The organism is Bacteroides sp. (assembly GCF_052357945.1).
GTDB lineage: Bacteria > Bacteroidota > Bacteroidia > Bacteroidales > Bacteroidaceae > Bacteroides.
Window position 1 is genome coordinate 23,159 of record NZ_DAWCXD010000007.1, and the last position, 13,271, is coordinate 36,429.

At 42.7% G+C, this 13,271-nt stretch carries 6 protein-coding genes; 1 reads left to right on the forward strand and 5 read right to left on the reverse strand.

Features of this window, described 5'->3' with window-relative positions; translation table 11 throughout:
• Positions 1-97: 97 nt before the first annotated feature.
• Positions 98-4,633, forward strand: coding sequence for a two-component regulator propeller domain-containing protein (locus ACT8YW_RS03350; protein ID WP_444104012.1), 4,536 nt, complete (start codon positions 98-100; stop codon positions 4,631-4,633).
• 144 nt (positions 4,634-4,777) lie between these two features.
• On the opposite strand, the gene ACT8YW_RS03355 is transcribed toward ACT8YW_RS03350, so the two are convergent.
• The 5 genes from ACT8YW_RS03355 to ACT8YW_RS03375 form a co-directional block, all read right to left on the reverse strand.
• Positions 4,778-6,274: a pectate lyase gene (locus tag ACT8YW_RS03355; protein ID WP_444104013.1), complete on the reverse strand. Its 1,497-nt coding sequence runs from the start codon at positions 6,272-6,274 to the stop codon at positions 4,778-4,780.
• Positions 6,275-6,309: 35 nt separating this feature from the next.
• Positions 6,310-7,971, reverse strand: coding sequence for a pectate lyase (locus ACT8YW_RS03360; protein ID WP_009000416.1), 1,662 nt, complete (start codon positions 7,969-7,971; stop codon positions 6,310-6,312).
• A 31-nt stretch (positions 7,972-8,002) separates the two neighbouring features.
• Complete coding sequence (locus ACT8YW_RS03365; protein ID WP_444104014.1) at positions 8,003-9,580, reverse strand: pectate lyase family protein; 1,578 nt, start codon at positions 9,578-9,580, stop codon at positions 8,003-8,005.
• Positions 9,581-9,673: 93 nt separating this feature from the next.
• Complete coding sequence (locus tag ACT8YW_RS03370; RefSeq protein WP_444104015.1) at positions 9,674-11,302, reverse strand: pectinesterase family protein; 1,629 nt, start codon at positions 11,300-11,302, stop codon at positions 9,674-9,676.
• A gap of 84 nt (positions 11,303-11,386) precedes the next feature.
• On the reverse strand, positions 11,387-13,264 hold the full coding sequence (locus ACT8YW_RS03375) for a DUF5123 domain-containing protein (protein ID WP_444104016.1): 1,878 nt from the start codon (positions 13,262-13,264) through the stop codon (positions 11,387-11,389).
• Positions 13,265-13,271 lie beyond the last annotated feature (7 nt).

Here is a 13,271-nt window from a genome sequence, read left to right on the forward strand (position 1 = left end):
CTTGTCCTATAGAATGGCTCGATTCTGTTAAATAGCCGCTAAAGATTGCATAAAACTACAACTATTTTTCTATCTTTACGGCACAGAACCGAGTGATATGATGAAGAAAACCTTAATTTCAGTAATTCTTTTGCTAGCTATTGTGTTCTCGACACATGCGCAGCAGCACTGTTTTTTCACCCACTATTCTACTGAAGATGGATTGTCCCAAAATACGGTGATGAACATCTTGCAAGATCACAAAGACAACCTTTGGTTTGCCACTTGGGATGGAATCAACCGTTTCAACGGTTATACCTTTAAAACATATAAGGCCCGTCAGGGAAACTACATTAGCCTGACCAATAATCGCGTAGACCGTATCTATGAAGACCGTTACGGTTTTTTGTGGCTACTGACTTATGATAATCGTGTTCATCGTTTCGACCCGAAGACGGAAACTTTCGAACAGGTACCTGCTGCCGGAGAGGAGGGGAGTGCTTTTAATGTACATACCATTGAGGTGATGCCGAACGGAACCGTCTGGCTGCTGACAGAAAATGACGGAGCCATCCGCATCCTGACTCATTCGAATGAGAATAATCGTCTGACATGGGATATTTATTCCAGTAAGACGGAACTGTTTCCCTCTTTGCATGTATTCAAAGTACATCAGGATAAAGCAGGCAATGACTGGCTGTTGACGGATAACGGCCTCGGCATGATCCGCCCCGGAAAGAAAGAACCGGATTCCTATTTTACGGAGACAAAAGGGAAGTTTGGCGGCATGAACCAAGCCTTCTATGCAGTACAGGAGCGGGATAAGGACATCTGCTTTGCTTCGGATCATGGACGTATCTGGTCTTATCAGAAAGATAGCGGAGAATTTACGTTGATCGAACTTCCTACAAAAGGGCAGATCACTTCCATTCACCCCGTTGCACCGGACGTTTCTGTAATTACTACCGATTCGGATGGTTTCTTTACTTATAACCTGCGGACCAAAACAAATGTGCATTACTCATTCCTGACTTGTAAGGCTTTACCCGCAAAACCAATCCTTTCTGTTTATGTAGACCGTTCTTCGGAAGTGTGGTTCGAGCAGGAAGAACCGGGTGTTGTAGCCCATTTTAATCCCTCGACCGGAGTGGTGACCCGTGAACAGATTCTTATTGAATACAGTAATCCCGAACGTTCCCGTCCGGCCTTCCATATCCATGAAGATGTAAACGGGTATCTTTGGGTACACCCTTACGGAGGAGGTTTCTCTTACTTCGATCCTCAAAAAAAACGGTTGGTTCCTTTCTATAACGGACTGGGTAGCCGTGACTGGCGCTTCTCCAATAAGATTCATTCGGCTTTCTCCGACAAACAAGGCAATTTATGGCTTTGCACCCACTCCAAGGGATTGGAGAAGGTGACTTATCGGAATGTACCTTTTGCGATGATGACTCCCATGCCGCATGAACATGAATCATTGCATAATGAGGTGCGTGCCCTGTGCGAAGACAAACTGGGTAATCTGTGGGTTGGCTTAAAAGATGGCATGCTTCGTATGTATGATGCCGATAAAACTTATAAAGGATACCTGACCGAAAGCGGTATCGTTTCTACTACTGGTACTCCCATGTTGGGAACTGTTTATTTTGTTATTCAGGATTCGAAAGGAATAATCTGGATTGCAACAAAAGGAGACGGACTTGTCCGTGCCGAGCCGACTTCTTCCAACGGAATGTCTTATAGACTGACCCGTTATCTTCATCGTGAAGAGGATATGTACAGTTTGAGCGATAATAATGTGTATTGTATCTATGAAGATCATTATGGTCGTATTTGGGTAGCTACTTTTGCCGGAGGTATCAATTATATCACGCAGAATGAAGCAGGAAAGACATTGTTTATCAATCACCGGAATAATTTGAAAGGGTATCCGATTGATCCTTGCTACAAAGCGCGTTTCATTACTTCTGATAATAATGGACGTCTGTGGGTAGGTACAACTACGGGAGCTGTTGCTTTTGATGAGAACTTTAAGAAACCGGAGGATGTGCAGTTCTATCATTTTTCCCGTATGCCGAACGATACGCAAAGTCTGAGTAATAATGATGTTCATTGGATTATTTCCACTAAGAAAAAGGAACTGTATCTGGCTACTTTCGGCGGGGGACTCAACAAACTGGTATCTATCAGTAAGGACGGCCACGGAGAGTTCAAATCATATTCCGTACTGGACGGTCTTCCTTCCGACGTCTTGCTTTCTGTCCGCGAAGATAGTAAGGAGAATTTATGGATTAGTACGGAGAATGGAATTTGTAAGTTTATCCCGTCTGAAGAACGTTTTGAAAGTTACGACGAACGTAGTATTACTTTCCCGGTGCGCTTTAGTGAAGCGGCTTCTACATTGACGGCTAAAGGAAGTATGCTTTTCGGTGCCAGTGGGGGAGTCTTTATATTTAATCCCGACTCTATTCGTAAGAGTAGCTATATCCCGCCTATCGTATTCTCCAAACTGATGGTGACTAATGAGGATATTACACCCGGAGATAACTCCTTGTTGAAGGTGGATATTGACGATACCGACCCATTGGTGCTTTCACATAAAGAGAATATTTTCTCCGTTCACTTTGCGGCACTTGATTATACCAATCCGCAGAATATACAGTATGCTTATATTCTCGACGGATTTGAGAAACAGTGGACTTTTGCCGACAAGCAGCGTAGTGTGACTTATACGAATCTTCCGAAAGGAGAGTATGTGCTCCGTGTTCGTTCAACGAATAGTGATGGTGTGTGGGTGGATAATGAACGTATACTGAACATTGTTATTCTGCCTTCTTTCTGGGAGACGCCGGTAGCTTATGTGCTTTATGTTCTTTTTATTCTGATTATTATTCTCGTAGCCGTTTATATCCTGTTTACTATTTATCGGTTGAAGCATGAAGTTTCGGTCGAACAGCAGATTTCAGATATAAAACTGCGTTTCTTTACTAATATATCGCATGAGTTGCGTACTCCGCTTACGTTGATAGCCGGTCCGGTGGAGCAGGTCTTGAAGAATGATAAATTGCCGGCTGATGCTCGCGAACAGTTAGTGGTGGTTGAACGGAACACCAATCGGATGCTCCGTCTTGTCAATCAGATTCTGGACTTCCGCAAGATTCAGAATAAGAAGATGAAGATGCAGGTGCAGCGGGTGGATATTGTACCTTTCGTCCGTAAGGTGATGGATAATTTTGAAGCTGTGGCCGAAGAACATCGGATTGATTTCCTGTTCCAGACCGAAAAGGAACATCTTTATCTTTGGGTGGATGCCGATAAGCTGGAAAAGATTGTATTCAATTTGCTTTCCAATGCATTTAAATATACGCCGAATGGCAAGATGATTACGATGTTTATCCGGGAAGATGAAAAGACGGTTTCTATCGGTGTGCAAGATCAGGGTATCGGTATCGCGGAAAACAAAAAGAAGTCACTGTTTGTCCGTTTTGAGAATCTGGTAGATAAGAATCTTTTCAATCAGGCTAGTACGGGTATCGGACTTTCATTGGTGAAAGAGTTGGTGGAAATGCATAAAGCGACTATTTCCGTTGATAGTCATTTGGGAGAAGGGAGTTGCTTCAAAGTCGATTTCCTCAAGGGAAAAGAACATTATGATAAGGAAGCCGAGTTTATTCTGGAAGATGCGGATGCTCCGGCAAGAATGGGACAGGTAGTGGATATAGCCAATTCTTCCATTCAGTCTGAAACGTTGGTAAGTGATGATTCGGAGAAGATTGAAGATGTGTATGGGGAAGAATTTGCGAAAGAAGAAAACTCCAAAGAATTGATGCTGTTAGTCGAAGATAATCAGGAGTTACGTGAATTCTTGCGCAGTATATTTTCTCCGATGTACCGGGTGGTGGAAGCTGCTGACGGTAAGGAGGGGGCAAACAAGGCTTTGAAGTACCTGCCGGATATTATCATCAGTGACGTGATGATGCCTGAAAAAGACGGTATCGAAATGACGCGTGAACTGCGTGCTGATATGACGACCAGCCATATACCTATTATCTTGCTTACTGCCAAAACTACGATTGAAAGCAAACTGGAGGGATTGGAATATGGTGCGGATGATTATATAACGAAGCCTTTCAGTGCTACCTATCTGCAAGCACGTGTGGAAAATCTGTTGATGCAGCGTAAGAAACTGCAAAGTTTCTACCGGGATAGTCTGATGCATATCCATATTTCTACCGGTCAGGAGGAAGTGCCTGTGGCTACGGATATGCCGTCTGCTGAAGAAGATGCGTCCGAAACTCCACCTACAACTCTCGAAATGTCTCCCAACGACCGTAAGTTTATGGATAAATTGGTTGAATTGATGGAGCAGAACATGGATAATGGAGAACTGGTGGTAGATGATCTTGTTCGGGAACTGGCTGTCAGCCGTTCTGTCTTCTTCAAGAAGCTAAAAACACTTACCGGATTGGCTCCGATTGAATTTATCAAAGAAATGCGTATCAAACGGGCTACACAATTAATAGAAACTGGAGAATTTAATATGACCCAGATTTCGTATATGGTCGGCATTAATGATCCGCGTTATTTCAGTAAATGCTTTAAAGCACAGGTTGGAATGACGCCTACGGAGTATCGGGATAGAGTGGGGAGATAATAATAGGAAAGGAAAGAAATAGAAAGGGGGATGTTCAAAGCTCCCCTTTTATCGAAATCACCCTCGCTACAACTATCTGTGGCGAGGGTGATTTTTTGTTTATGAGAGTTTCGATACATTTACCCTCATCTTGGTTATCCGAATTTATTTTTTAGGGTACAGATGATTCACAAGGCTGTTCATATACATTTCCAGGTTTGTATATTCCGGGCTTAATGTATATTTGGCTCCGTCTGAAGGATCATTGGGATTAAGGTTGTGTTTCTTTTCCCATTCATCGGGAATACCATCACCATCTGTATCAACAAGTGCTGTTTCTGATTTATATTCCGGCCATCCTCCTACATCAGACGGTTGGTCAATCATTCCATTCGTGCTTCCGTGAGAACCTTCGTAAGTATAAGTGCCTTTGAGAGTTTCATCTACGATGCGTTGGTCTATGGCGTCACGGCGATATGAAGCACCGGCAAACTCGAGAACATCTTTGTAGGCTTTCTTGGCAGGTTGCAAAGAAGTATGTCCGGCTATGTCAAATGCTTTTTTAGACAGTACTTCCTTTTCTGTGGCAAAGTCTTTTTTGATAACCAGTCCGTAAGAGTTATCCATATTCACTTTATAAAGAGCCTCTTTCTGCTTGTCAGTCAGTTTGGGACAGGTAGGATCCATATAGTTACCTTTGAAATAGAATACACCATGAACACCTGCTTTATTGTTGTTTTTGCCATCATCGGCATACGCTGTAAACAAGCGTTTGAAAGAACCTTTTGTCGCACTGAAAGGTCCCGGTTTATAGTAGTTATTGATAAAGTTGTAGGAACCTCCTTCACCGGCATAAGCACCGTCACTGCCATAATTATAAATCACATTATTGAATAATTCCACTTTTTCATCTTCCGGACGACCCGTATAGCGGCTTCCGCAAAGACGGGGTGTGCGGTTAGTGTGATGGGCGAGTAAGTTATGGTGAAAAGTAGCAGGCTGTCCACCCCAGATACCTCCATAACCATGCGCTCCCTTTTCGTGGATAGAATTGGCGAGACTTTCACTGATGATGCACCATTGAAGAGTGAAATTACGGTTATCATAGAATGTGGCACATTCGTCCGTACACCAACTCATGGAGCAGTGGTCTATGATAATGTTTTGGTGCGCTTTAGTACCATTCATAGCGTCGTCACCTTTTTGTTTGATGTCGACTCCCATACGGGAACGGATGAAACGGACGATTACGTTGTCTGCCTGAATAGAGAACGTATAGTTTTTCAGGCAAATACCATCACCCGGAGCTGTCTGTCCTGCAATGGTCACATCACCATTGCTGAGTTTTAATGCTTTTTGTAGTTCAATAATTCCGCTAACCGCAAAGACAATGGTGCGGGGACCTTTCTTGCTGATAGCCCAGCGAAGTGTCCCTTCCGAACCGTCGTCTGCCAGGGACGTAACAGTGTATACAGCACCTCCGGCACCACCGGTGGTATATTTTCCTGCTCCGTCGGCACCGGGGAAGGCGAGAACTTTGGAACGATCCGGGGTAGGATAATCCTTTGATGTTTTTTCAACCGAAATGGCAGGTTGCATGGCTTGTCCCACTAGAGGAAAAGCCAATATCAAACTACAGATTGCTAATATATTCTTTTTCATTACTAATTTATCATTTGGGTTCGAATTTACTAAAATTATTCTATAACACTGCCACCTGTCGCACCATTTACCATGATTTCGTGCACCAGACTATTGAGATACATTTCCAGATTAGTGTACTTTCCATTTTTGTCAATAGTCGTTTCTTTTCCATCAGCAGATTTCTTGGGATTCAAACCATATTCTTCTTCCCAGTAGTCGGGAATACCGTCACCGTCCGTATCTTTCACGTTTGCATTGGTTACAGATTTCAGAACATCGTAGGGATCATTTACGCCTAAGGCTGTGCAGACATCTTTCGGGTCGTTGATATATCCACTTTTGTTTTGTGAGTAGCCGGAAAGACCTTCCCATTTGCTGGCATCTCCCGTGCAACTTGCTTTTCTGTTTTTAACGTCACTAATTATCAACTCGTCAACTTTATCACGATAGTTGCTGGCTCCTGCATAGCTCATCACACGTTCATAAGCCTCATCCGGCGTATGAGTTCTTACATTTCCAGCCTTAACTACCGGTGAATTTGACTTTATCTGGGTATGTTGGTTCCAAAGCTCCGTAGTTGCACAGTTTTTTTCATCCATTTGTTCAAATACGCCTTTTGTCCAGTTATCATTGCTAACAGTCGTATTGCCTACCACTTTATTTCCGTCGATATAAAACTTTCCCCAAGTTTGAAGCCATTTTTTGTAAGCTTCGCCAGAGTAATTTTCCGGATATACATCCGGCTTGGCGATACGGTATGCGCGGTCTGCTTTACCGCTTTCATCGGTTCCGGGGCCTGGCTTGTAGTAGTTGTTAACGATATTCACGTGTTGCGCTTCACCACCGTAGCAGCCTTCGCCTCCCCAATTGTAGTAAACATTGTTGCGCATATCCACTCGCTCTCCATCGTTGTTGTTCAGTGCTAATGTAGTATATCGGGGACCAAGGCGTGGAACACGGCTTTCGCAATGGGCTATCAGGTTATGGTGGTAAGAGGCATAGTTTCCTCCCCAGTTACCGCCATATCCGTGAGAAGCGAATTTGCCTGTGGCAGCATTGATCTTTACATCAGTCACACGTAAGGCTTGATAAGCTAAACACCATTGTACGGTAGAATTTTGCATACCATAGACAGAAAGGCATTCATCGCTTCCCCAGCTTACTGAACAATGGTCGATGATTACATTTTGTTTGTCACAACCTCCTAATCCGTCGCAGTCTACGTTAGAGTTTCCGGGGCGGAAACGGATGAAACGAATGATGATATTGCTGGAATTAATCGTAAATGGATAATTGGCGATACAGATACCGCCCGGTGATGTTTGTCCGGCAATGGTCAGATCATCTTTCTGGGTTTTTAATTCCGATTTCAAATAGATGGTACCCGACACATCAAATACAATCGTTTTAGGACCGTCTTGTTTCATAGCCCAGCGCAGACTTCCGCTGATACTTCCACTGGCGTCGTCTTCGAGGCTAGTCACATGATAAACTTTTCCCCCACGTCCTCCGGTGGTATTGCGACCGTGACCTTCGGCGTATGGGAAAGCAAGAAGTTCTCCATAATCCAGTTGCTTGACATCAGAAGATGTCCCACCTGGATTATTTGTTCCTCCACCTGTATCATCTACAGGATCGTCGGAAGAGCATGAAGTACATAATCCTGCGATGCTGAATGCAATAGCTACATAAAATAGAGATATTTTCTGCTTCATTATCTTTTAACTGTTTGGGGATATAGACGATTTATTTGTTGAGATACAACGTTTCTACCAGACTGTTGAGGTAAACCTCCAGATTGGTATACGTTTTACTTAGAGTATATTTGGCACCATCGGCCTTACTTTTGGGGTTCAAACCGTTGGCAGTTTCCCATTCATCAGGGATGCCGTCGCCATCGATGTCTTTCGGACCGGTTTCCTTTTTATATTCCGGCCAGCCACCTACATCGCTGGCTTTATCAATAAGTCCCTTTTCACTGCCATTACTGCCGTCTGCCGTATAATCTCCGTTGCGAACGTTGGCTATGATGCGTTTATCGACATCATCATATTTTAAGGAAGCACCGGCATACTTTAATACTGATTCATAAGCTTCTTTTGCCGATTGAGTGAATTCGGATGCATCTTCGGAAATGGTAAATTCGTTACTTGACTGAAGTGCTTTTTCTCCTCCATCGGGTAAAGGAACGGCTTCTGTTGCATTGGGGTGTAACCCTTGCCAGTTGTCATTGTTTACAGAAGTAAGCAGAGATTGATATTCGGCTTTCAATTCAGGACATGTGCCATCAAAATAGTTTCCTTTCAGATAAAAAGTACCCCATATACCTTTGGTGTTTTTATTTGTACCGTCATCACCGTTAGGTTGGAAGATACGGTTTACAATATTTTTCTTGGTATTGGTAACTGGTCCGGGCTTGTAGTAGTTGTTCACGAAATTATAGCTTCCTCCTTCTCCTGCATAGCCACCATTGGTCGGTCCCCAGTTATAGAAAACATTATTTCGTAAATCGACTTTTTCATTTTCCGGTTTCCCTGTATAGCGGCTACCGCATAAACGTGGTGTACGGCTACTGTGGTGGGCTAATAAATTGTGGTGGAATGTAGCGGGTGATCCTCCCCATATTCCTCCGTAACCGTGATTACCTTTGGTGTGTACCGAACGATTCAAACTTTCGCTGATGATACACCATTGCATGGTAAAGTTAGTGTTATCGTAGAAAGAAGCACATTCATCAGTGCTCCAACTCATCGAACAATGGTCAATGATAATATTTTTATGTTGCTTTCCCCACAATGCATCACCACTGTCGGCTTCTGCTTCTGTTGTAAAGTTGTCCGATCCCATGCGGAAACGCATGAAACGGATGATTACGTTGTCCGCCTGTACGGATACGGGATGTCCTTTCAGGCAAATACCGTCACCCGGTGCACTCTGGCCAGCAATCGTTACATCTCCGTTGGTTATCTTCAAGGGGCTTTTCAGTTCTATCAATCCACTTACTGCAAATACGATCGTGCGCTTTCCCGTGCGATTTAATGCGTAGCGTAGTGTCCCTTGTGTTGTGTTATCTTCAAGCGAAGTTACTGTATACACTTCTCCGCCTGCTCCGCCGGTAGTATAACGACCTGCACCGTAAGCACCCGGAAAGGCATAACGCGTTTCGGCAGGTGTCTCTTCTTCACCACCTTCGTTCTCATTACCACCGTTACCGGTATTCTGTCCCGGTGTTTCATCAGTGATACTTGGGTCTTCGCTGCTGCAAGCAACCGATAGGTTGATTACACAGAAGCACAATAATCCCATTTTAATAGATTTGAGCATACAAATTATCTTTTAAAAAAATAGAGTTCTTTGTCTCATACATTATATTTGCTGATGATGTGACAAAGAACTCTTTATTAAATCTTATTGGTTTTATTCGCTTACTGTACCGTACTGGCTTACAGTTTTCACTGTATAAATATTGCTTTCGTCAGTGTTGGTCAGTGTAACGGTAGTGTCTGTAGTTTGCCCTGCATAGTTGCCATTCATAAAGATGAGGTAACCGGCAGCACCGGATACTGCATCCCATGTCAGAGTGTTTCCCGACAGATTGACATTGGTAGGTGCTGCAAGGGGAGTTTCCATATACTCTTTCGGGTTCCAGCTGTCAATAGTTATTATATTCTCATATGTATATTTAGCAGCTTCGGATGCTGTTAGCACTGAACTAGTGAAGGAAACGTTTCCGGAGGTGATTGTTTTACTTTCCGCAATCATATTTCCATTCTTGTCGATAGTGTTATATTCAGCATATAGTGTAGGTACTTGTCCACCATATCCCCAGTGTGAATCTATAATATCCATTTTCAACTTGGTGTTGATCCAGACAGTTTTCGTGGTTGTTGCTTGGGAACGTCCGAATGAGAATTTTGTATCATCACCGTTTACCGTACAATCTTTTATAACATATCCGTATTTATCGCTTTCACTGGTACGCGAAGCAGTTATAACGCTACCACCGTCATTGCCTGTATTATAGAATGTACTGTTTTCGATAAGTACATCGCCACTTCCCCAGATATAATCTGTATGGCCTTCAATCCATGAGTTATAAACGTATGCACGATGAGGGGTTGTATTGTTCCAATAACGGGTCCACCATGTATCCTGGTAGGAGACAAGCAAACAATTATTCAAAGCAAAGCGGTCTTCACGGTTTATCAAGGCTTCTGCCTGTCCGTTTTTACCTAAACCACCAGTGTGACGATTTGAGAATGCACCATAAAGATTGATGATTGAAATGTTTTCAGCATAAAAATCTGTGGCTTCAATCAACACTACTGTGTTTTGCTCTTCACTATATCCGGCTTTGCGGGCTGGTGAGTTTTCGTTGAAAATAGAATAAGGCCATGAGGTAGCATTACTTGAATCATCTACACGGTTTACTGCAAACTGGATTTTAACACCATCGCGGCTCTCACCGATTAAATGAACAAATGGTTTATTCTTATTGATCCGGACACATTCATTATAAGTTCCGTTGGCAATGAAGATTTTATAAGGACTGGTCGGTGGGGTAGTGATGGCGTTGATTGCAGCCTGGAGAGTAGTGTAATCACCATTCCCTTTTGAATCAACAATTGCATCGAATACTTTTCCACCACCCGAAATTTCAGATTTGGCAGTAAAGCTTAAAAAGAAGTCTTCGTCGTAAGCTCTTCCCTGCATATCTGTTAATGCTCCGGCAGGAACTTCGAAAGTACATTCTTTGTTTTCCATACCAGAGAAGGTATAACGTACTTTTTCGTAGTTGATGGATACACGCACTACTCCTCCGTTGAAATAGATTTCTGTATCCGGAGCTTGACGCATGGCTTTGCTGAAAGTCAGTTCTACATATCCGCTCGGACCTACTACATCACCATCATTGATATTCTGTGAAATCAGAACAGGGATGCTTGTATCTTCTGCATCATCGTTGTCATTACAGGAAGCACCTGTAAGAATCAACAAGAACAGAAGTAAGTATTTACTTATTGTATTGATTGAATTTGTATTCATAATATCTGTTGCTTTTTAGAGAAGATTCTCCGTCAAGTAAATGCAAATTCCAGACTTGACGGAAAACCTTGTAGTTTTATTTAGTTATTTGTTCCAACGTTGGTCACCGACTCTGTATTCTTCAGGAACATCTGCTCCAAAAGTCAAATCTTCACTTGAGCCATTAGGGAACAGCTGATCGGAAGTCAGAGGAAGACTAGTATAGTCTTTTCCCCAGTCGGTAGCACCAAATGCAAAGTCAGAAGCCTTATACAAGCCGTTTACGTTTAGAGTTGTAGCTACGGAACTTGTGTTGTAGAAAGGTTTAACTCCACCTTTGGCAAACAGGGTGTTTGATATAGTCATTGTCATGTCTTTTGTATCTCTGCAGAAAGCATCACTTGCTGACATATCATAGAATGTACAATCCTTGATTGTTATTGTACCGGTTTGTCCTGACTTGTGTCTTATGAATTGAGACGCAGAAGCTCCCTTGGATACAATAATAGAAGTGTTGGAAACCACTAAATTGAGAGTTGTTAATGTTACCTTGTCAGAAAGAAGTAATCCATAATGATTGGATGTTGCTGCTCTTCCCAATCCTTTGATGATACAGTCGTCAATAGTAACAGACATAGCATTACTTGTACTTGCATTCATACGAACGATACCACGGATATTGGTAATTGTACACGAGGTAACTTCTATTTCTTTGATGCAACCTGAAGCACCGTTTTGATAAATAAGGGTTGTATTTCCTTCATCGGTAATATTCAGATTATGGAATTCTACTTTATCACATATTCCGCTGGCACCTACGCCCTTTTTAATAGTCATATTAACCTGTCCGTCTTGACTGTCACCCCAGAAAATAAGGTGAGTCACGCCAGCAGCAATGCTTTCTTTTTCTTGTGCAAATCCTTCTGTTCCGGAAACATTGATTAATACTTTTCCTGAAAGATTATCCCAGTTGGCAAGGGCATCTTCCCATGTCATTTCAGTATAACCCGTCGGTTTACCTTTCTTAGTTGTAAAGGTGATACGAGAACATATAGAGCCGTTTGCGAAAGCATAAGCCGTATATTCCGTACTGGAAGCCAAACCTGTGATTGTTACCTTATGTGCAGCAATATCTGCTGGTGATAATTGGGTTCCTGATTCAGGTACTCCTTCGGTAGAAAGAACACAAGCATATTCATCTACATCCACCGTTTCTTCCCATGAGAATACAGCTGAATTTGCTGTTATATCACTGATGGTAGATTCGATTTCCAAACCAGGGATGGTAACAGTCTGTGAACCACGCGGATTATTTCCATTATAAATAGTAATCGTGTATTCAGTGAACGACTTCAAATTTTCAACCCATGCTTCACCTGCGGCAGCTTCTGTTGACGAAATAACACGTGAAGTTGCTTCTGTGGCACCCGTTTCCATGATTTCGAAATGATCGACTGCTAATCCGGCTTCCCATGACATGCGTACTTTTCCTTGACCTTCAGGTAAGTCTTCAGTAGTTGGAATATTCAGGATAGCTTCTTCCTTAACTGAAGCAAAAGTCTTTTTATAATTTACCCAACGAGATTCCTTCTCTCCGGAAATAGACTTGATACGCATATAATAAGTCGTATTTACCGCCAGATTATCCATTGTGTAAGGTGACTGCTTGATCCGGTTGGCAGGATCATTTCCATAAACGATATTTCCATTTTCTTCTGATCCCATTGGAGTCTCGTCAGTCATCTCGTTAGGACTAATCTCGATAATGTAATAGTCGGTATTGGATGTTGAGCTCCAAGTTACTACCGCTCTGGCTACTTTACTGTCTGTTTCTACACTGATTCCGTTTTCATCAGTTCCGAAAGGACGGCTATAGGAAGAGTCAATATCCCAATCACTTTTCTCTGTACACGAAGATACAGCCAAAGAGGCCAGGAGCATGAAAGCTCCCATTCCCAATATATTTTTTATATTCTTCATCATTTTACGA

Bases quoted from the DNA above. Each gene is read 5' to 3' on its own strand.
- ACT8YW_RS03360 (WP_009000416.1), bottom strand. From the start codon at position 7,971: ATGAAGCAGAAAATATCTCTATTTTATGTAGCTATTGCATTCAGCATC.
- ACT8YW_RS03365 (WP_444104014.1), bottom strand. From the start codon at position 9,580: ATGCTCAAATCTATTAAAATGGGATTATTGTGCTTCTGTGTAATCAAC.
- ACT8YW_RS03370 (WP_444104015.1), bottom strand. From the start codon at position 11,302: ATGAATACAAATTCAATCAATACAATAAGTAAATACTTACTTCTGTTC.
- ACT8YW_RS03375 (WP_444104016.1), bottom strand. From the start codon at position 13,264: ATGATGAAGAATATAAAAAATATATTGGGAATGGGAGCTTTCATGCTC.
- ACT8YW_RS03350 (WP_444104012.1), top strand. From the start codon at position 98: ATGATGAAGAAAACCTTAATTTCAGTAATTCTTTTGCTAGCTATTGTG.
- ACT8YW_RS03355 (WP_444104013.1), bottom strand. From the start codon at position 6,274: ATGAAAAAGAATATATTAGCAATCTGTAGTTTGATATTGGCTTTTCCT.